This window comes from Pseudomonas sp. EA_15y_Pfl1_P101 (genome assembly GCF_963970835.1).
In the GTDB taxonomy this organism is placed as follows: Bacteria; Pseudomonadota; Gammaproteobacteria; order Pseudomonadales; family Pseudomonadaceae; genus Aquipseudomonas; species Aquipseudomonas tritici.
On record NZ_CAXAPA010000006.1, the window covers coordinates 1 to 20,152 of the forward strand.

Sequence of the window (20,152 nt, forward strand, 5' to 3'; positions counted from 1 at the left end):
GCGCTCCCAATAAAGTATTTTCACCCGATTACGGGGGCGATTCAGAAAAACAAAAAGCACGGGGTCGAACACCGCCACTTTGATATCCAATTCGACCAAGGCGGCGAGGCCGTCGATGGATTTTCGGAAGTCGACAGGCTTGGGGTAGAGGTAGACTTTTTCAACTTTGGCGTCGGGGCGCATCATAACTGCGGGCTCCTGATGGGAATCGGGAGCACAGCATCAGGCTTCAACGGGCAGTTTTGAATGTGTACATGGTGGATCGCTTACAATCGGACCGCCTGATTTTCAGCGCGCGAGCCTGTTCCAGCTGTCGCAGCATAAATGCGCGCTTGTGCAGATCATTGCCCGCCAGTGATAGCGCCAGGTCACGGTCGATCCAGCGCCTGATACGCAGGTACAGCCAGCCGTGAAAATACAGGCCGGCAAGCGTTGTGACTACAATGATGAAGTAATCCATGGAGGTCCTGGCTAGGCGTGGAGTGCTACCGTTCGTCGAGTTTTCTGGTACGGGCTGTCTGTACTCAGGCTGAATGAAAGCAATTTTCTGCGGCGCTTGCCGTGACAGGCGTCAAGCTGCAGCGTTTAATGAACACCTGTCCTTTGGAGTTGATGCTATGCGTAAGTCCGTTTTACTGGTTGCCTGCTTTACCACCCTGTCGTTGCTGCTGGGTGGCTGCGCCTCGAGTCTGACCGGTGACTCGTACTCCCGCGACGAAGCGCGTCGTGTTCAGACCGTGCGCATGGGGACCATCGAATCCCTGCGCCCCGTGAAAATCGAAGGCACCAAGACCCCAATCGGCGGCGCTGCTGGCGCAGTCATCGGCGGCGTTGGCGGCAGCGCTATCGGTGGCGGTCGTGGCAGCATCGTGACTGCCGTGATCGGTGCCGTTGCTGGTGGGTTGCTGGGCTCGGCCACCGAAGAAGGCCTGACCCGCACCCAGGGTGTGGAAATCACCGTACGCGAAGACGACGGCAGCATGCGCGCCTATGTGCAGGCTGTGCAGGAGAATGAAATCTTCCGCATTGGCGACCGTGTACGCATCATGACCGTTGATGGTACTAGCCGCGTTACGCGCTAAGCGCTGGTTGTAGAAATACAAAACCCCAGCCGCGTGACCGGTTGGGGTTTTTTGGTTTTATGGGGGGTGGCCGGTTTGAACTGCAAAAAATGCAGGCAATAAAAAACCGCCTTAGTAGGGCGGTTTTTTATTGCAAACCCAATTATCGACTGGGCTGCGACTTCAAAGATGCATTGACCTGCATTCAAAGGCCCACGTGTTCCGTTAAGTGCGCTGGAGGAAAGGCCTGACTTTAGGAGGGCCGAGTCTGTCGATGTTTGCACAACGTACGTGGAACCTCGTAGTGAATATCCTGCGTTTCTACCACGTGTGGGTATTTCTGCGGGACAGCTTCGATGACCTGTAGGTCTGAGAAGTGGCGCCGCCTCGGTTTAAGCCGAGGCGGCTTTTTGGTTTTCAGGGCTGTCAGTTCAAACCTGACGTTACGGCCTTCTTGCGACTCGCCATCGCTGTCACCGCATAACCAATACACGCCGCCAATATCGAACCGGTCAAAATCCCCATGCGGTCCTCACCCGCGAACTCACTGGCACCCGGCACGAATGCCAGCGAGCCCACAAACAAACTCATGGTGAAGCCGATGCCGCACAGGATCGACACACCAAACACCTGACCCCAGTTTGCGCCGTTGGGCAGGGCAGCGATGCCGGTCTTGATGGCCAGCCAAGTGAGCCCGAACACACCAACGGTCTTGCCGATCAACAGGCCCGTGGCGATGCCCATAGGCACATGGTGAGTGAAGCTTTCCAGGCTGACACCCGTCAGCGAGACCCCGGCGTTGGCGAAGGCGAACAGCGGCAGGATGGCGTAGGCCACCCACGGGTGCAGGGCGTGCTCCAGCGTGAGCAATGGCGACGACTCGGCGTACTTGGTGCGCATCGGGATGCAGAATGCCAACGTTACACCGGCGAGCGTCGCGTGCACGCCGCTCTTGAGTACACACACCCACAGGATCAGGCCAATAATCAGATACGGTCCGAGTTTGATAACACCCAAGCGGTTCATCGCAACCAAGGCGATCAAGCAGGCACCTGCACCTGCCAGGGCGGCGCCGGACAGGTCGGCGGAATAGAAAATGGCGATCACGATGATCGCGCCCAGGTCGTCAATAATCGCCAGGGTCATCAGGAACAGCTTCAGCGACACCGGCACACGTTTGCCCAGCAGGGCCAGCACGCCGAGGGCGAAGGCAATGTCGGTGGCCATCGGGATCGCCCAACCCGAAAGGGCCGCGGGATAGTCCTTGTTGATCGCCCAGTAGATCAGCGCTGGCACCACCATGCCGCCGATGGCCGCTGCGCCGGGCAGCACCACTTGCGAGGGCTTGGACAGGTGGCCGTCGAGCAGCTCGCGCTTGACCTCAAGGCCGATCAGCAGGAAGAACAAGGCCATCAGGCCATCGTTGATCCAAAGCAAGGCGGGCTTGGCGATTTTCAACGCGCCAATCTGCGCCACTACCGGTACGTCGAGAAACGCGCTGTACAGGTGCGACAAAGGCGAATTATTGATGATCAGGGCCAGGGCGGCTGCCGCGATCAACATCAGACCGCTGGCGGCTTCCAGCTGGAAGAAACGGGTGAAAGTGCTACGCAGAGGCAAGGGACGCTCTCCAATCCAAGTTCAATAGGTGGGTACCCTAACCCGTACCGTTAGCTGTTAAAACAAAATTTATATTCTTATTTGTTATAAACGGTGGTTCGCGATGACGTTACGTCGAACCCTCGCAATTGTGTCCTCAATTGAGCCGGTACTGTATCTGTGTGGTGTGTAGGAAACCCCATAAAATCAGGGCTTACACCATCAGAGAAACTCTCCATGAGCGACCAACGTCCCTGGGCCCGCGAAGCCATTCGTATCATTGAAGCAGACTTCCAGCGCAGCGCCGACACGCACCTGATTCCCTTGCCATTGCCGGGGTTGCCGGGTATCGAGTTGTACTTCAAGGACGAGTCCAGCCACCCCACGGGCAGCCTCAAGCATCGGCTGGCTCGCTCGCTGTTCCTGTATGCGCTGTGCAACGGTTGGCTCAAGCCTGGCGCGCCGGTGATCGAAGCGTCCAGCGGGTCGACGGCGATTTCCGAAGCTTACTTCGCCCGTCTGCTCGGCTTGCCATTTATTGCGGTGATGCCGGCCACCACCTCCCAGGAAAAAATCGCGCAGATTGCTTTCTACGGCGGTAAAAGCCACCTGGTACAGGACCCGACGCAGATCTACGCGGAGTCCGAGCGCCTGGCACTGGAAAGCGGTGGCCATTTCATGGACCAGTTCACCTACGCCGAGCGCGCCACCGACTGGCGTGCGAACAACAACATCGCCGAATCGATCTTCCAGCAGATGCGTTTCGAGCAGCATCCGGAACCGAACTGGCTGATCTCCAGCCCCGGCACTGGTGGCACCACAGCAACTCTCGGCCGTTATGTGCGCTATCGCCAGCATTGCACCCGTGTGTTGTGTGCTGATGCCGAGCGCTCCGTGTTCTTTGATTTCTATCAGAGTGGCGACGCGAGTTTGCGCCTGGACTGTGGCTCGCGCATCGAAGGGATTGGTCGGCCTCGGGTCGAGGCATCCTTTTTGCCAAAGGTGATTGATGCGATGGTCAAGGTGCCGGATGCGCTCTCGCTGGCGGCCATGCATTACCTTGCTGCACGGCTTGGACGGCGGGTCGGCGGTTCCAGCGGGACCAACCTGATTGGCGCGCTGGTGGCGGCCCAGCAGATGAAAGCGTCGGGGGAGTCGGGCTCGATCGTGGCGATCTTGTGTGATGGGGGTGAGCGGTATGCCACCACCTATTACGATCAAGCGTGGCTGGCGGGGCAGGGCTATGAATTGGGCGGGCTGATTGCGGCCGTTGCGGCCAGTGTGGAGCGGGGTGAGCCGTTACCGGACAGCATCCTGCGCGCAAATATCTAAGTCGCAGCGGCAAGTTGTAAGCGCCAAGCTACAAGAAAAAGCAGGTTACCTATCCGCTTTTAGCTTGCAGCTTGAGGCTTACAACGCGAAGCTTCAGCCCTGGCTGCCCAACATATCCCGCGCCAACGCCTCAGCAATCCGAATCCCATCCACACCCGCCGACAGAATCCCCCCGGCATAACCGGCGCCTTCACCGGCCGGGAACAGGCCTTTTACGTTCAAGCTCTGCATCGATTCGTTACGGGTTATCCGCAGCGGCGACGAGGTGCGCGTCTCGATACCGGTCAACACCGCGTCGTGCAGCGAATAGCCCTTGATCTGTTTCTCGAACGCTGGCAACGCTTCGCGGATCGCCTCGATGGCGAAGTCCGGCAACGCCAGGGCCAGGTCACCGAGAGCAACGCCAGGCTTGTAGGAAGGTTGCACACTGCCGATAGCGGTAGACGGCTTGCCGGCGATGAAATCGCCCACCAATTGCGCCGGGGCCTCGTAGTTGCTGCCGCCGAGGATGTAGGCGTGGGACTCCAGACGTTCCTGCAACTCGATACCCGCCAGCGGGCCACCTGGGTAATCCACTTCAGGCGTGATGCCGACCACGATGCCGGAGTTGGCATTACGTTCGTTACGCGAGTACTGGCTCATGCCGTTGGTGACGACGCGGCCCGGCTCGGAGGTCGCAGCAACCACGGTACCGCCTGGACACATGCAGAAGCTGTAGACCGAGCGGCCGTTCTTGGCGTGGTACACCAGCTTGTAGTCGGCGGCGCCGAGTTTTGGGTGCCCGGCGTATTTGCCCAGGCGCGCAGCGTCGATCAGCGACTGCGGGTGTTCAATACGGAATCCCACCGAGAACGGCTTGGCTTCCATGTAAACCCCACGGCTGTGGAGCATGCGGAAGGTATCGCGGGCGCTGTGGCCGAGGGCCAGGATCACATGCCTGGACGGGATCTGCTCGCCGCCATCGACGACCACGCCGTTCAACTGGCCGTCTTCGATCAGCACGTCGGTAACCCGCTGCTCGAAGCGCACTTCACCGCCCAGGGCGATGATCTGCTCGCGCATGTTCTCCACCACGCCGGTCAGGCGGAACGTACCGATATGCGGCTTGCTGACGTAGAGAATTTCTGCCGGCGCACCGGCCTTGACGAACTCGTGCAGGACTTTGCGGCCGTGGAATTTCGAGTCCTTGATCTGGCTGTATAGCTTGCCATCGGAAAAGGTCCCGGCGCCGCCTTCACCGAATTGCACGTTGGATTCGGGGTTGAGCACATTTTTGCGCCACAGGCCCCAGGTGTCCTTGGTGCGCTGGCGCACTTCCTTGCCGCGTTCGAGGATGATCGGCTTGAAGCCCATCTGCGCCAGCAACAGCCCGGCGAAAATGCCGCACGGGCCAAAGCCGACGACGATTGGACGTTCTGTCAGGCCTTCCGGCGCCTGGCCGACCACTGTGTAGCTGACATCCGGCGCCGGGTTGACGTTGCGGTCATCGGCGAACTTGAGCAACAGCGCCGCTTCGCCCTTCACGTTCAAGTCGATGGTGTAGATGAAACACAGCTCCGACGATTTCTTGCGGGCGTCGTAGCTGCGCTTGAACAGGGTGAAATCGAGCAGGTCATCACTGGCGATGCCCAGGCGCTGCACGATGGCGGGCCGCAGGTCTTCTTCGGGATGGTCGATAGGCAGCTTGAGTTCGGTGATTCGTAACATGACAGGATCCGGTAGGCGGCTGGCTGATTGGCCGGCTGTTTTGCAAACCGGCGATTATAAGCCCCAATGGCCGATTCCCGTCATGTTAAAACAACGCAGTGCCGAGTCAGTCGTCGCGCGAGCCGCCAAACGAGGCGCAACCGCGCTGTACCTGACCGTTGACGCGCAACTCGGCGGTCATGTGTTGCAGGCTGCCGCTCACGCTGTCGATGCAACGTTGCGGGGCCACCCACAGTTCGACGTGCTGGTTGTTGGCTTCAGTCATCAGGTTGAAGCGGCCGTCACCGATCTGCTCTTCCACATAAGGCACTGCCAGTGGCGGCTGGCCTTCACGTTCCAGCACCATGCCCTTGGCCGTCACGTTCATTGCCCAGGCCGGTTTGTGGCCGTTGGCGCGCAGGATCATGCGCTTGAAGTCCGGATCGTCGCAGGCCGAGGTCGAACGTTCAACACGATACAGTTGTTGCAGGTCCACGCTGCCTTGGGTGCCGCTGGCAACCCCCGAGAACTTGCCGCGCAGGTCGGCAAACAACGCGCCTTGCTGGCCGGCCAGGGAGGCCGCTTCCTGCAGGATGCTGGTGCCGCCGGTGTCGTTGACCACGTAGTTGCGTTTGTCGTTGCACGGCTGGAACAGCAGTTTGTCGCCGACTGCCGTGAGTTCGCCCTGCATACGGGTCAGCCCGGCGAGAGACGGCTTGGCCGGGTCGCTGTCGAACATCTGGCAGGCGGCGAACAGGGGAAGCAAGGCAAGTAGAGTTAGGGTGTGGGCGGCGCGCATTATCGGTCTCCAGACAAGTGCCGCCACGTTACGCACGCCGGCGTTGCACCACAACCCCGGCTGCCAGATTCAGTCAAATCTGACAGGTATCCGATTCAACCCACCATAAAGGTCTGACCTGTCTGTAAACCTTCAACACTTTTTGCGTAGGCCAGCGCTACGTCGGCGGCTGGAGCTGGTTTGTAGCCGCGAAAATATGGCGCGTAACTGTCCATGGCTTCGAGCAGGACCGTCGGGCTCACGGCGTTGATACGCAGGCCGCGCGGCAATTCAATTGCCGTCGCTTTGACAAAGGCGTCAATGGCGCCGTTGACCAGCGCAGCCGAGGCGCCGGTGGGGATGGGGTCGCGATTCAGAATGCCACTGGTGAAGGTAAACGAGGCGCCATCGTTGGCGTATTCACGACCGATCAACAGCAGGTTGACCTGGCCCATCAGCTTGTCACGCAGGCCCAGCTCGAAATCGCTTTCGCTCATGTCGCCCAGCGCGACGAAGTTCACGCTGCCGGCTGCGCAGACCAGGGCATCGAATGTGCCGGTCTGCTCGAACAGTTTGCGGATTGACGCGCTGTCGCTGATATCCACCTGGAAGTCGCCGCTGCTGCGGCCGATGCTGATCACTTCGTGGCGCTGAGCCAGTTCCGCCTTGACTGCCGAGCCGACGGTGCCACTGGCGCCAATCAATAGGATTTTCATGGTGCTGTTCCTCCAAGGGTAAGTGAAGGTTCAGTGTAGAGTGGCTTTTTAAGCGGATAAACGCACTAATGGGCAACCTTTGGTTTTCAAATGGAAACAATCCATGAGCGAAATGGATGACTTGGCGGCCTTCGCCGTGCTGATCGACGCCGGCAGTTTTACCGTGGCCGCGGAGAAACTGGGCTGTAGCAAAGGGCAGTTGTCCAAGCGAATCAGCCAGTTGGAAGCACAGCATTGTGTGGTGCTGCTGCACCGCACGACGCGCAAGCTCAGCCTGACTGCAGCCGGTGCGGCATTGCTGCCCCAGGCTCAGGCATTGGTGGTGCAGGTGGATCGCGCCCGTCAGGCGTTGGCCCGGCTAAAGGACGATCTGGCCGGGCCGGTGCGTATGACGGTTCCGGTCTCCTTGGGCGAAACCTTCTTTGATGGCTTGTTGCTGGAGTTTTCCAAACAGTACCCGCAGGTGCAGATCGAGCTGGAGCTCAACAACAGTTACCGGGACCTGGCGCGGGATGGTTTTGACTTGGGGGTACGCTCAGGCGCGATTGAAAACGAGCGCCTGGTGGTCAAGCCTCTGCTGGCCTGGCATGAAATGACCTGCGCCAGCCCGGCGTACCTTGAGAAGCATGGCGAACCGGAGACACCGGCCGACTTGGCCGCCCACACCTGCCTGCTCAACAGCCACTACAGCGGCCGTGAAGAGTGGTTGTACCACCAGCAGCACGAACTGCTGCGGGTGCGGGTGAGCGGTACCTTTGCCTCCAATCACTACAACTTGTTGAAAAAGGCTGCGTTAGTGGGCGCAGGTATCGCACGCTTGCCGTCCTACGTTCTGCCCGCAGAATTGGCTGACGGCCGCTTGCGCTGGCTCCTGCGTGATTATCAGACGCGAAGCATGCCGATGTACCTCGTGCATCCCTATCAGGGCGGTCTGCCGCGTCGCACCCAGGTGCTGGCTGACTACTTGGTGGACGGGTTCAAGCGCAGCGGCAAGGCCCTCGACCGACTCTAAGCGTAGCGACGCGCGATCAAGTGATCGATGGACAGGCGCCCCGGTCCTTTGGCTACGAGTATCAACAGCAGCGCAATCCAGGTGCCATGGGTCGGGTAGGCGTCCGGGTAGACGAACAGCTGAATCACCAGGGTCATGCCGATCAGGGCCAAGGCCGAGAAGCGCGTAGCGAAGCCTACCAGGATCAACACCGGGAAGAAGTGCTCGGCAAACGCCGCCATATGCGCCGCCACCTCCGGTGATAGCAGCGGCACGTGGTATTCGCTGCGAAACAACGGCAATGTCGAGGCGGCCAGTTTCGGTTCGCCCAGTTGGAAGGTGCCGCTGACCAAATCAATAACGAATCCTTCGACCTTGGTTTGCCCGGATTTCCAGAACACTGCGGCAATCGAAAAACGCGCGACAAAGGCAATCAGGCTGTAAGGGATTTGTTCGAAAAGCGCGATGACCCGATTGATCAGGCCTGATGGACGAGTGTTCATGGCGATACCTTTTGTTCTAGATGCAAATGAGTAATGGCGTTGTGGCTGATCAGCAGCGTGAGGCATTGGTGCAGGTCGAACTCGGCCGCTGCGTCAAGCGCATGCTCCACGGCTTTTTCCAAGGCATTGCCATGGGCCAGGCTGTTGATAAACGCCACTGAGCCACTGTCGGTAGCAAATACCCTGACCTCCAGCCCCTGACGTACTACCAGCGCACTCTGGGCGTGCCAGGGATTCAGGGTGGCCAGGCCGCCTTCGGTCTGGTGCGCGGCCCATACCGCCACCACCGCGTAGGCAGAATTCAAGGTGGCAAGGGATGGATGCAGTTGCAGGCGCAATTTCCCCAGGTCTGTTTGGCCTTGCAGTGCTTGAAGAACAGTCGGTTGGTCGAGTGGCTGGGTGTCCGCCGCGTGATAGGCGCGCACACGCAGTCGTTCCAAACGCGCCATATCGGCCAGGTAGGGCACGCTGGCGGCTGGCTCAAAGTCCTGGATAAATGCGGCGAGCGCACTGCCGTACTCGCTGATCAGCGGGCTGGTGGGTGGGCAAGCCCGGATAAACAGGCCGGCCATCGCACGGAAGAAGTCCTCGCCCACCAATTGCAATGTCACGGGGTAGGCCGTTGCGAGTGCGTTGATCAACGAACTGTGCACATTGTTGCGATACACCGCAAAACGGCTGGCCGGGTCGGCACCGTTGCTGCTGAACAGGCCATTGGGGCATGCCTGGTCCGGCGCCAGCAGCGCTGCGGCAAACTCGTCATGAAGGCTCATGGGCTCACCTGCGACAGACGCAGTTCGGCCTGTTGAGCCTCAGCCAGCAATACGCTGAACGCCGGCACTTGGTTGTCCCGTTCGATCAGCGTGGCTATCGGGCCTACGTGCGCCAATACTTTTTCGTAGAGCTGCCACACGGCGTTGTCGATAGGTGCGCCGTGATCGTCGATCAACAAGCGATCACCGAGGCTGTCAGTGTCTTCGGCAAAACCGGCCAGATGAATCTCGCCCACCGCATGCATCGGCAGGCCGTCGATGTAGGCAACCGGATCGCGTTGATGGTTGATGCACGACACATAGACGTTATTCACGTCCAGCAGCAAACCGCAGCCCGTACGGCGGATGATCTCACTGATGAAGTCGGTCTCATCCAGGGTTGAGCGCTGGAATTGCAGGTAAGTCGACGGGTTCTCCAGCAGCATTGGCCGCTTGAGGGTATTTTGCACGTGGTCAATGTGTTCGCACACCCGTTGCAGGGTCGCGCTGTCATAGGCCAGGGGCAGCAGGTCATTGAGAAACACCGGGCCGTGGCTTGACCAGGCCAGGTGTTCAGAAAAAGAGTGGGGTTGATAGCGTTCGATCAGCGTTGCCAACCGCGCCAGGTGCTCACGGTCCGGCGGGCCTTCTCCGCCGATGGACAGGCCTACGCCGTGCAATGACAGCGGGTACTGTTCGCGGATCAACCCAAGGTAGTGATGAAACGGGCCGCCGTCCACCATGTAGTTTTCGGCGTGCACTTCAAAAAAACCGATGTCGGGTGAGGTCTCCAGCACTGCAGTGAAGTGCTCATGCTTGAGCCCCAGCCCGACCCGGCGTGGGAGGCCGGGCGCCTGAGCCTGGGAGACGGCTTGCAGGGATGAAAGAGTCATCATCAGTACTCAGGTTTTATGAGGTTCAGGACTTGGCGGTGAAGGCCGCTTCCTGGCCGAAACCGGTCGGCGAGGTGGAGCTTGGGGTTTGGAGGCAGGTGCCGGTTGGAACCAGTTGCCAGGCGTTGGCCTGGTCCTTGGTTTTCGAGGTGCCGGCGCAGGAAGTGCCAGCGCCTGCGGCGCAATCGTTCTTGCCGGCTTCGGCGACACCGAAGCACTTTTGCATGTCGTCGGCGGCGTGGGCGGTGGTGGTCAGGGCAGACAGGCTCAGCGCGGAACCGAGGGCCAGGACGAGGGTGGCAGCGGACAGTTTGGTGGTCATGGTGTATCTCCTAGTGGGGTGGGTTGGCGGGCTTGAATGCCTGCTTGTAGCACTAGAGAGAGGGGCGTGGGGTTCGTTACAAATCAGCCGAAAATAGTTTCAAACAACGTAATTCCAGGGATCACACAAAGCAAATGTGGGAGCGGCGGTGCGACTTGCTCGCACCGCCGCTCCCACGTTTTTGATCCGGTTCATCCAGCAACCGTTTTTTAACCGCCGAGGTAGGCCTCGCGCACCTTCGGATCGGTCAACAACTGCTCGCCCGTACCCTGCATCACCACCCGGCCGTTTTCCAGCACGTAGGCCCGGTCAGCAATCTTCAGGGCCTGGTTGGCGTTCTGCTCCACCAGGAACACCGTCACACCGTCCTTGCGCAGTTGTTCGATGATGTCGAAGATCTGCTGGATGATGATCGGCGCCAGGCCAAGCGAAGGTTCGTCCAGCAGCAACAGCTTGGGCTTGCTCATCAGCGCCCGGCCGATGGCGAGCATTTGCTGCTCGCCGCCGGACATGGTGCCGCCGCGCTGGCTGAAGCGTTCCTTGAGTCGTGGGAACAGGTGCAGCACCTTGTCCATCTGCTCCTGGTAGTCGCCCTTGTCGGTGAAGAACCCGCCCATCGCGAGGTTCTCTTCCACGGTCAGGCGGGCAAACACCCGACGGCCTTCCGGCACCACGGCAATGCTCTTGCGCATGATCTCGGAAGAGGCCTGGCCCACCAGTTCCTCACCCATGTAGCGGATGCTGCCGCTGTGAGCCTGGGGCGAACCGCACAGGGTCATCAGCAGCGTGGATTTACCGGCACCGTTGGCGCCGATCAGCGTAACGATCTCGCCTTGGCGCACTTCCACGTTGACGCTGTGCAGGGCCTGGATCTTGCCGTAGAAAGTGGAAACGTTTTCGAATTGCAGCATTTTACGCTTCCCCCAAATAGGCTTTGATCACTTCAGGATTGTCGCGGATCTGCTCCGGCGTGCCGTTGGCCAACGGCGTGCCCTGGTTGATCACCACGATGTGGTCGGAAATGCTCATGACCAGTTTCATGTCGTGTTCGATCAACAGCACGGTGGCGTTGTTTTCTTCACGCAACACGCTGATCAGCGCCTTGAGGTCTTCGGTTTCCTTGGGGTTCAGACCCGCGGCCGGTTCGTCGAGCATCAGGATCCGCGGGCGGGTCATCATGCAGCGGGCGATTTCCAGGCGACGTTGCTGGCCATAAGCCAAGGTGCCGGCAGGGCGGTTGGCAAACTCGGTGAGGTTGACCTTGTCCAGCCAGTACTCCGCGTATTCCATGGCCTCGCTCTCGCTTTTGCGGAACGCCGGGGTCTTGAACAAGCCTGCGAAGAAGTTGGTGTTCAGGTGACGGTGCTGGGCAATCAGCAGGTTTTCGACCGCCGTCATGTCCTTGAACAACCGCACGTTCTGGAAGGTCCGCACCACGCCCTTGCGGGCGATCTCGTGACCGGCCAAACCCTGGATCGGCTGGCCATCCAGCAGGATGCTGCCACCACTCGGCTTGTAGAAACCGGTGAGGCAGTTGAACACCGTGGTCTTGCCGGCGCCGTTCGGGCCAATCAGCGCCACAACCTGTTTCTCTTTCACGGTCAGGGCCACGCCGTTGACCGCCAGCAAGCCGCCGAAGCGCATGCTCAGATTTTCGACTTTCAGGATCTCGCGGCTCATTTGCGCAGCTCCATGTGTGGACGTTGCATGGGCAGCAGGCCTTGAGGACGCCAGATCATCATCAGCACCATCATGGCGCCGAACATCAACATGCGGTATTCGCTGAACTCACGCATCATTTCCGGCAGCAGGATCATCACGATCGCCGCCAGGATCACGCCCAGTTGCGAGCCCATGCCACCCAGTACCACGATGGCGAGGATGATCGCCGACTCGATAAAGGTGAACGACTCCGGCGTCACCAGACCTTGGCGAGCGGCGAAGAAGCTGCCGGCGAAACCGGCGAATGTTGCCCCGAGGGTGAAGGCCGAAAGCTTGATGATTGTCGGGTTCATGCCCAGTGCACGGCAGGCAATTTCATCTTCGCGCAGTGCTTCCCACGCGCGGCCGATCGGCATGCGCAGCAGGCGGTTGATCACGAACAGTGCGGCCAGTGCCAGCAACAGCGCCACCAGGTACAGGAACACCACTTTGCTCACCGGGTTGTAGTCGATCCCGAAGTATTCGTGGAAGGTCTGCATGCCCTCTGCTGCGGTGCGGTCGAACGACAGCCCGAAGAAGGTGGGCTTGGGGATGCTGCTGATGCCGTTGGGGCCGCCGGTAATATCGGTGAGGTTACGCAGGAACAGACGGATGATTTCACCGAAGCCCAGGGTCACGATCGCCAGGTAGTCACCGCGCAAACGCAGCACCGGGAAGCCCAGCAGGAAGCCGAACGTCGCCGCCGCCATGCCCGCCAACGGCAGGCAGATCCAGAAGCCCCAACCCAGGTAGTGCGAGAGCAGCGCGTAGGTGTAGGCACCCACTGCGTAAAAGCCCACATAACCCAGGTCGAGCAGGCCGGCCAGGCCCACCACGATGTTCAGGCCAAGGCCCAGCAACACGTAGATCAGGATCAGGGTGGCGATGTCGACCGCGCCGCGCGAGCCAAAGAACGGCCAGATCAACGCGGCCACGATCAGGCCGATGATGATGTAGCGCTGGGTGCGTGGAAGGGTCAGGAATTGACTGACCTTAGGCGACACCAACGGACCACGGTTGCCCTTGAGCAAGGCGCTGACCTGCTGGGTGAACAGCACGCGCAGGAACAACAGTACCGAACACAGGGCGATGATGGTGAGGGTCACGGGACCGGTACCATGCACTTCCAGGTTGATGCCGACAATGCTCAGCTTGAGGCCGAGTACCGGGAAGGCCACTGCCCATACCAGCAAGGCGCTGAAAAACGCCGATTTAAGATATTTGCTCATACTTTCTCAACCTCCGGACGGCCCAGGATGCCGGTCGGACGGAACAACAGGACCAGAACCAACAGGCTGAACGCTACGACGTCCTTGTACTGGTCGCCGAAGATATCGGCACCAAAGGCTTCGGCCACACCCAGCACCAGGCCACCGAGCATGGCGCCCGGAATGCTGCCGATGCCGCCCAATACCGCTGCGGTAAAGGCTTTGAGACCTACCAGGAAACCGGCGTTGGGGTTGATCACGCCGTACTGCATGCTCAGCAGCACGGCCGCGACGGCCGCCAATGCGGCGCCGATCACGAAGGTCAGGGCGATGATGTTGTTGGTGTTGATGCCCAACAGGTTGGCCATCTTGATGTCTTCGGCACAGGCCCGGCAGGCGCGCCCCAGACGGGAACGGGAGATGAACAGGGTCAGGCCCAGCATGGCCACCAGGGTAACGACGAAGACCAGGACCTGCATGTACGAAATCAGCACTTCTTGTGCGCCGCCTGGGCCGAAGGAGAAGCTCCCCGGGATCAGGTTGGGAATGGACTTGTCCTTGGAGTCCTGGGACAGCAATACGGTGTTCTGCAGGAAAATCGACATGCCGATAGCAGAAATCAGCGGGATCAAACGGTTGCTGCCACGCAAGGGACGGTAGGCAACGCGCTCGATACTGTAGCCATAGGCACTGGTCACGACGATCGACGCCAGGAACGCGGCGGTCATCAACAGCGGCAGGGAGTGGATACCCAGCATGGCCAGCCCGGCAAGGGCGATGAAGGCCACGTAGGAACCAATCATGTAGACCTCGCCATGGGCGAAGTTAATCATTCCAATGATGCCGTAAACCATTGTGTAGCCAATGGCTATCAAGGCATAGGTGCTGCCAACGGTCATGCCGTTAACCAGCGTTTGGAAAAAATGATAGATCTCAGGCATTACAGCGCTCCTAAAAACCCGATACGCATTTCACTGGTGGAGTCATTTCCGGCCCGTGCCCTGTTCTGTGAGCAGGTTGCACAAAGCGTTTGCCAGCGAACCGCTGGTGACGGTTTTAAGATTTTCAGGTGAGCCAGCACCCGGATCGCGAGTGACAGGCCCATAAACCTCGTAAAACAAAGCCCACTGCTCTCACAGTGGGCTTGTTGGACCAGTAACGCCTGGCTTACTGAGGGGAAACTTCGGTTTTTGGTTTACCGAAGTGCCATTCGTAGACCACGAATTTGAAGTCCTTCAGGTCGCCCTTGGCGTCAAACGTCAGCTCGCCGGTAGGGGTCTTGAACGTGCCTGCGTGGATGGCTGCAGCCACTTTGGCGGTGTCTTCAGACTTCGCGGCAGCGATACCGCCGGCGATGACTTCAACAGCCGAGTAGGCCGGGAACACGAACGGACCGGTTGGGTCCTGCTTGTTCTTGGCGAACTCTTCAACGATTGCCTTGTTGGCCGGATCGGTGTCGAAAGACTTCGGCAGGGTGACCAGCAGGCCTTCGGAAGCGCCCTGGGCGATTTGCGAGATGGAGTCGTTACCGACACCTTCAGGGCCCATGAACTTGGCGTTTACGCCTTTTTCCTTGGCTTGGCGAAGGATCAGGCCCAGCTCAGGGTGGTAACCGCCGTAGTAGACGAAGTCGACGTTGGCTTGCTTGAGCTTCTGGATGAGGGAACCGAAGTCTTTGTCGCCAGCGTTGATGCCTTCAAAGAGGGCAACCTTGACGCCTTTTTTCTCGAGAGTCTGTTTAACGGCGGTAGCGATGCCTTCACCGTATTGCTGTTTGTCGTGAATCACAGCAACGACTTTCGGCTTCACGTGGTCGGCAATGTAGTTGCCAGCCGCAGGCCCCTGAGCGCTGTCCAGGCCGATAGTGCGGAAGATCAGCTTGTAGCCACGGGCAGTGATTTCCGGGCTGGTAGCCGCCGGGGTAATCATGATCACGCCTTCGTCTTCATAGATGTCGGAGGCGGGCTGAGTGGAGCTGGAGCAGAGGTGGCCGACCACGAACTTGACGCCGTCGTTGACCACTTTGTTGGCTACGGCAACGGCTTGTTTAGGATCGCAAGCGTCGTCGTATTCCTTGGCTTCGAGCATTTTGCCATCTACGCCGCCTTTGGCGTTGATGTCGGCGATGGCTTGCTTGGCACCCATGAATTGCATGTCGCCGTATTGCGTCACTGGGCCGGTTTTAGGGCCCGCAATACCGATCTTGATGGTATCGGCTGCGAACGAATGGCCGGCAACCCCAGCCAGGACCATAGCGGCAAACAGTTTGGAAATCTGCTTAGTAGCCTTATTCATAGTGCTCCACTCTTACTGTTGTATTTTTTATAGTTCTAGCGGCCTTGTGAGCTGCAGAACCGGATCAGATATCTCGGATATCCCCCCGGCAGTGCCCTGGCAACTGTACCGGTACAGTGTAGAGCGCCGGTTGATCGCTTGAAAAGCTGGCTGCTGGGGGCAAAACCCGGGTGTGTCGCATAAATGAAAGAAAAAGACAGAATTGCGGCGGGGTGATGCCAGAGTTCCGGGCAATCCTTGGCTTTCCTGACACTTTCAATCGGTAACTCATTTGCAACTGGGTTTTTCTACCTGATGCGTGACGTTATGATTGCGCCGATTTTTTCTTCAGGTGAAGTCCCATGACGCAAGAACCTAGCACCCTCTATGCCAAGCTGCTCGGCGAAACCGCCGAAATATCCTGGAAGGAGCTTGAACCGTTCTTTGCCAAGGGTGCCCTATTGTGGGTCGATGCCGGCCTGGATTTGATCGAGGCCGCCGAAGGCATGGCCGAAGATAACCGCGACAAAGTCTCTGCCTGGCTGGCTGCCGGGAGCCTTGGCGAAGTGTCTGCGACGCGGGCGCTGGACCTGGTGGAGCGTGATCCAGGCTTGTGGGCGGTGGTGGTTTCGCCTTGGATCCTGATCCAGGAAAGGGCAGCGCCTAGGAGGTGAGCACTAAAACGGTGCGCGTTTTGCCCGTTTAAAAGTGTGTAGCGGGGTAACCGCTGGCGTCGTGATGGCATCTTGCCGTGAAGAAAGGTCACAGCCCAGGATGACGCGCACGTCATGGGAACAGTTTTCCAAAGGCCGAAACGGCTGCAGAATTGTTTCTCGGTGTGAACAAGTACCCGGTAGCGGTGAGATCGCAGGGTAGAAAAGGGTGAAATCCGGTAGAGTTCGCCGCTTGTTATTCGGAGCTAGTCATGCCGTCAGCGCTGCCCCCTTCAGCGAAACCTTCGCACCAGTTGCTATACCTTATCTACGGTAAACAAGAGGTTTACCGGCGAGAGGCCAAGTTCAGCATTCTTACTGCCCTGGCGCAGCTCAAGCCTGGCGAGCCGCTGTGCATCCGGGTCATGACTGATCGGCCGCAGGACTTCACCGGCTGGCCGGTGGAGACCCTCGAGTTGGACGAGCAGACCCTGAGCCAATGGCAGGGCCACAACTGCTACCTCCATCGACGCAAGGCGTGTGCGATCGCCCAAGGGTTGACGTTGGCGGACAAAACCTTGTTCGTCGATACCGATACGCTGTTCCTGAAGTCGCCTCACCGTGTGTTCGAACTCATCGAGCCTGGCCAGTATGTGATGGACGAGTTTGAATACGACTGGAGCTACGTCTGCAAGCGCCCGGACTACCTCAAGCTGGGCAAGCACCTGCATGCCCATGGTGTGTCTGCCAGCAACAGCTTCAAGCTTTACAACAGTGGCCTGTGCGGTGTATGTGACACCGATGCGCCGCTGCTCGAAGCCGCGATACGCTGGATCGACGAGTGGACCCAGGGATCCTTCGACATCCACACCATCGAGCAAGTCGCGATTTCCTTTGCGATGCGTGGCAAGACGGTGCGTGAGTCCAAGAAGCTGGTCTATCACTACTACGCCGAAAAGCGCTTCTTCCATGCCATGCAAGCGCACTTTTTCAGCCTTCATGGCGAGACCTTCGGGCCTGAACTGGTCGCGCGTTGCCTGGACGTGCCACAGGTCAAGCCCGTGCCATCAGCCTGGCAGCGGCTGCTGATTAAATGGAAGCTGCGCAATCACCGCAAACATTTGAAAAGGGTCGGTCGCGACTTACTCTACGGCAGCGCGGCACCTGAGCATCCGTATTACGAGGTGTGCCGGCAGGGCTGGTGGGAGTCGGCTTCGCGTGAAATTCGCGGTTGGGATGAGGCTGAGCAGAAGAAGTTTTTCGGGACGCACGACACCGGTTGGCCGAAGCAACTGCCACGACCTGCCAAGGCTGCAGACGAACAAGCGATCGTCGATTACCTGCAACAACGAAGAGCCTAGTTAGACAGCGACGGCGCCCAGCGGCGCCGTCGCAATGCCTCAGCCGGTCTTACCGGTGTGGTTATTCAGCGAAATAACCTTGGTCTTCCCGATCCGGTGACGATAAATCTCACGCAAGTACTTGATGGCCTTCTTCACGCAGTCCCGCGACAGGCGGATGTCATTGATCGACACAAACTTGTCTTTGTCGTTGATCAACTCGCGGTACTTCTTCTCATACATCGGCTTGATCGCGTACCAGTTGGTGTCGAGGATCTTCGCCGGGTTCTCGAACTCGTTGAGTAGCTCGTCGATACGGTCTTCGTCGAAGTCCTCGTGGATGATGAAGTCCAGGATCGAGTTGTCCAGGGTGTCATCGAAACGGTACGGGTTGCGCGCAAAGCAGCGTTTGATAAACGCCACGATCAGCGTCAGGAAGTCATCCGACAGGCACGGGCTTTTCGCGATCAGGGTGGTCAGCGACAAGTTGGCTGAGGCACCGATCACCAAGGCGTAGCGCTTGAGCGTGGTGTTGGGGAACAGGCTGTTGAGGTGAGTCTTGAGCCGGTTCAGGTCCATGTAGGACAGCTTGTAGTCCTTGGGCAGGGACACGATCGAGACCACTGACGAGCAGTTCTTGAAGAAGTGCAGGTCATGCAGCGCTGCCGCGTCGTAGCCGGAGTTCTTGTACTGCTCCAGGGAGGCCTTGTAGCGTTTGGATTCGATCGGCAACAGGCTGATGCCTTCGATGGCCTGGGTGACCTTGTTGAAGTGCGGCAGGTCGATGGAACGGAAGAACAGGTCGTCGATGTTCAGGCGCTGTGGCTCTTTCTCGAATACCTTGAATTTGTCATTCGACGGTGCCGGCGTTTCCGGAACCACGGACTCGGCGTAGGCAATCGCCACCGGGCCGGCCAGGCTCATGAACAGGTCGTTGGCATCCAGGCGAATGGTTTCGCCGATGTCGATGCCGGCGCGGCGGAAGTAGTTCTGGTCGTAGTCGGTGGTGACGGCCTGGGCCGTGAGGATGTTGAAGATCTGCTGGGAAATGTACTGGTTGGCGTGTTTTTCCATGGCATTGACGTCAATGTTCTGAATATTGCCGTCATCGCTCTCTTCGGCGTAGCGCATGATGTCGTTGGAGATCAGCATCATCGCGTTCCACGGCCGGATGCGGCCCTTCACACTGGCTTCGCTGCTGTCTTCGTTGTCGAAGTTGTAAGAGAAGTCCCATTCTTCCGACAGGTATTTGCACAGCAGTCGCCCGGCGTTGATGTGCAGCGCTTCGGACATTTCGCTGCGGTGGTCGGAGATATTCGGCAGCACGCAGATGCCGCTGGTGAAGATCGGCTCGAACACAAACGCGTGGCCGCTTTTGCTGTCGTGCTCGTCGGCGGGCTTGGTGTCGAATGTCTTGTTCATGTACGAGTGTTGCTGGGCCAGACCGAATTCCGAGGCCATGCCCGAGCCGGTGCCGCCGCCGGCGCTGAAGATCGAGAAGTACAGGCGCGACTGGTTGGCCTTGATGCCGCAGGAGTCGATCAGGTACGAGTGGATCATCTTCCAGTCGGGGCTGGAAAAACGCTGGGTGTCTTTATTGAGGATGATCTTGGCCAGGTACTGGCCGAGGATCGGCGCGTTACCGGCGCCACCGGCATGGACTTCCGAGAGGTCCATGATTTTCATCTTGCTGTAGTCGCGCAGGAAGCCGCTTTTTTCGCCCTTGCGCGAGAAGCGGATGCGCCCTGCGATGTCCTTGTCCAGGTCGCCGAGCATCACCAGTGGTTCCACCAGGAACACCGGTTTGCTCGCCTTGCCGCTGCCCAGGCGCAGGTTGTTGCGGATCCACTGGGCCGGGCTGTAGCCCTTGTCCTGCGACTTGTCTTCGTTGCTGAACTCGTTCAAATAGAACTTGCGCGCGTTGTACACCAACTCCGCCACGTCCAGCGCAATGTTCGAACCGCAGCGGCCCAGGCCGATCAGGCACACCGAGGGGAATTCCTGCTCATTGCGCGGATCGCTGTCGCCTTCCTGGTGGGGCGGGCGCGGGAACACCATGTCACGCAGGCCATCGAGGTTGTCGAGGATGCGGTCGGTATTGGTTTCGGTGAAGTACAGGTATTGCTGGGTGGCCAGCGGCCGGGCGGTGCTCAATGACTTTGAACCTGAGGGTTTGTCCGCAGGAGCTGGGAGCAACACGTCGGATACCACGGTGGCAGAGCTATTTTTAGAGGTCATTTTGCGCCATGTGCCTGGACGGATGGCTGAAACAAATCAAAGGGCCATCACGGAATGGGTGTTCGCGACTTTGCAGTGCGTCCTTGTCTTGGGCGAAGGGGGATA

The 20,152-nt window shown here is 59.1% G+C and carries 21 protein-coding genes; 5 read left to right on the top strand and 16 right to left on the bottom strand.

Translation table 11 applies throughout. From position 1 onward, the window contains the following. Positions 1-186: IS66 family insertion sequence element accessory protein TnpB (gene tnpB, locus AACY36_RS10720; protein ID WP_275958949.1), on the bottom strand; the 186-nt coding region annotated here is incomplete at its 3' end. 43 nt (positions 187-229) lie between these two features. Next, positions 230-460, bottom strand: a complete 231-nt coding sequence (locus AACY36_RS10725; RefSeq protein WP_339415035.1) for a hypothetical protein — start codon at positions 458-460, stop codon at positions 230-232. A gap of 157 nt (positions 461-617) precedes the next feature. On the opposite strand from AACY36_RS10725, the gene AACY36_RS10730 reads away from it, so the two are divergent. Next, positions 618-1,082 (top strand): outer membrane lipoprotein, encoded by a 465-nt coding sequence (locus AACY36_RS10730; protein ID WP_003189251.1) that lies wholly within the window; start codon positions 618-620, stop codon positions 1,080-1,082. 405 nt (positions 1,083-1,487) lie between these two features. Here AACY36_RS10730 and nhaA read toward each other — a convergent pair whose 3' ends face one another. Next, on the bottom strand, positions 1,488-2,681 hold the full coding sequence (nhaA, locus tag AACY36_RS10735; protein ID WP_339415034.1) for a Na+/H+ antiporter NhaA: 1,194 nt from the start codon (positions 2,679-2,681) through the stop codon (positions 1,488-1,490). Positions 2,682-2,897: 216 nt separating this feature from the next. Here nhaA and AACY36_RS10740 point away from each other — a divergent pair, with 216 nt between their 5' ends. After that, on the top strand, positions 2,898-3,992 hold the full coding sequence (locus tag AACY36_RS10740; protein ID WP_339497061.1) for a PLP-dependent cysteine synthase family protein: 1,095 nt from the start codon (positions 2,898-2,900) through the stop codon (positions 3,990-3,992). A gap of 93 nt (positions 3,993-4,085) precedes the next feature. On the opposite strand, the gene AACY36_RS10745 is transcribed toward AACY36_RS10740, so the two are convergent. From AACY36_RS10745 to AACY36_RS10755, 3 genes are all read right to left on the bottom strand, one after another. Continuing rightward, the gene (locus AACY36_RS10745) at positions 4,086-5,699 is read right to left on the bottom strand and encodes an NAD(P)/FAD-dependent oxidoreductase (protein ID WP_339415032.1); all 1,614 of its coding nucleotides are present in this window, start codon (positions 5,697-5,699) and stop codon (positions 4,086-4,088) included. A gap of 106 nt (positions 5,700-5,805) precedes the next feature. After that, complete coding sequence (locus AACY36_RS10750; protein ID WP_339415031.1) at positions 5,806-6,477, bottom strand: COG3650 family protein; 672 nt, start codon at positions 6,475-6,477, stop codon at positions 5,806-5,808. Positions 6,478-6,572: 95 nt separating this feature from the next. Further along, complete coding sequence (locus AACY36_RS10755; RefSeq protein WP_339435908.1) at positions 6,573-7,172, bottom strand: short chain dehydrogenase; 600 nt, start codon at positions 7,170-7,172, stop codon at positions 6,573-6,575. Between the two features lie 103 nt (positions 7,173-7,275). On the opposite strand from AACY36_RS10755, the gene AACY36_RS10760 reads away from it, so the two are divergent. Further along, entirely contained in the window at positions 7,276-8,184 is a 909-nt protein-coding gene (locus tag AACY36_RS10760) for a LysR family transcriptional regulator (RefSeq protein ID WP_339415029.1), read from the top strand. Here the strand turns inward: AACY36_RS10760 and AACY36_RS10765 are convergent. From AACY36_RS10765 to AACY36_RS10805, 9 genes are all read right to left on the bottom strand, one after another. Continuing rightward, entirely contained in the window at positions 8,181-8,666 is a 486-nt protein-coding gene (locus AACY36_RS10765) for a DoxX family protein (RefSeq protein WP_339435909.1), read from the bottom strand. The genes AACY36_RS10760 and AACY36_RS10765 overlap by 4 nt on opposite strands. Then, positions 8,663-9,439 (bottom strand): DNA-binding domain-containing protein, encoded by a 777-nt coding sequence (locus AACY36_RS10770; protein WP_339415027.1) that lies wholly within the window; start codon positions 9,437-9,439, stop codon positions 8,663-8,665. Before AACY36_RS10770 ends, AACY36_RS10765 begins: the two co-directional genes overlap by 4 nt. Beyond that, the gene (gene bufB / locus AACY36_RS10775; protein ID WP_339497063.1) at positions 9,436-10,314 is read right to left on the bottom strand and encodes an MNIO family bufferin maturase; all 879 of its coding nucleotides are present in this window, start codon (positions 10,312-10,314) and stop codon (positions 9,436-9,438) included. Before bufB ends, AACY36_RS10770 begins: the two co-directional genes overlap by 4 nt. A 22-nt stretch (positions 10,315-10,336) precedes the next feature. Beyond that, positions 10,337-10,633 (bottom strand): BufA1 family periplasmic bufferin-type metallophore, encoded by a 297-nt coding sequence (locus AACY36_RS10780; protein ID WP_339435910.1) that lies wholly within the window; start codon positions 10,631-10,633, stop codon positions 10,337-10,339. A gap of 209 nt (positions 10,634-10,842) precedes the next feature. Then, the gene (locus AACY36_RS10785; protein ID WP_122540346.1) at positions 10,843-11,544 is read right to left on the bottom strand and encodes an ATP-binding cassette domain-containing protein; all 702 of its coding nucleotides are present in this window, start codon (positions 11,542-11,544) and stop codon (positions 10,843-10,845) included. Between the two features lies 1 nt (position 11,545). Continuing rightward, positions 11,546-12,313 carry a high-affinity branched-chain amino acid ABC transporter ATP-binding protein LivG gene (gene livG, locus AACY36_RS10790; protein WP_339415024.1) on the bottom strand — a complete coding sequence of 256 codons (768 nt, stop codon included), beginning with the start codon at positions 12,311-12,313 and terminating at the stop codon, positions 11,546-11,548. After that, positions 12,310-13,563 (bottom strand): high-affinity branched-chain amino acid ABC transporter permease LivM, encoded by a 1,254-nt coding sequence (locus AACY36_RS10795; protein WP_339415023.1) that lies wholly within the window; start codon positions 13,561-13,563, stop codon positions 12,310-12,312. Before AACY36_RS10795 ends, livG begins: the two co-directional genes overlap by 4 nt. After that, entirely contained in the window at positions 13,560-14,483 is a 924-nt protein-coding gene (gene livH / locus AACY36_RS10800) for a high-affinity branched-chain amino acid ABC transporter permease LivH (RefSeq protein WP_339415022.1), read from the bottom strand. The genes AACY36_RS10795 and livH overlap by 4 nt, the downstream gene beginning before the upstream one ends. 226 nt (positions 14,484-14,709) lie before the next feature. After that, positions 14,710-15,837, bottom strand: coding sequence for a branched-chain amino acid ABC transporter substrate-binding protein (locus AACY36_RS10805; RefSeq protein WP_339415021.1), 1,128 nt, complete (start codon positions 15,835-15,837; stop codon positions 14,710-14,712). Between the two features lie 341 nt (positions 15,838-16,178). On the opposite strand from AACY36_RS10805, the gene AACY36_RS10810 reads away from it, so the two are divergent. Beyond that, the gene (locus AACY36_RS10810) at positions 16,179-16,490 is read left to right on the top strand and encodes a DUF2288 domain-containing protein (protein WP_339415020.1); all 312 of its coding nucleotides are present in this window, start codon (positions 16,179-16,181) and stop codon (positions 16,488-16,490) included. 251 nt (positions 16,491-16,741) lie between these two features. Continuing rightward, positions 16,742-17,830, top strand: coding sequence for a hypothetical protein (locus AACY36_RS10815; protein WP_339497065.1), 1,089 nt, complete (start codon positions 16,742-16,744; stop codon positions 17,828-17,830). A gap of 39 nt (positions 17,831-17,869) precedes the next feature. Here the strand turns inward: AACY36_RS10815 and AACY36_RS10820 are convergent, their stop codons facing one another. Continuing rightward, positions 17,870-20,047 carry a hypothetical protein gene (locus AACY36_RS10820; RefSeq protein WP_339437991.1) on the bottom strand — a complete coding sequence of 726 codons (2,178 nt, stop codon included), beginning with the start codon at positions 20,045-20,047 and terminating at the stop codon, positions 17,870-17,872. Positions 20,048-20,152 lie beyond the last annotated feature (105 nt).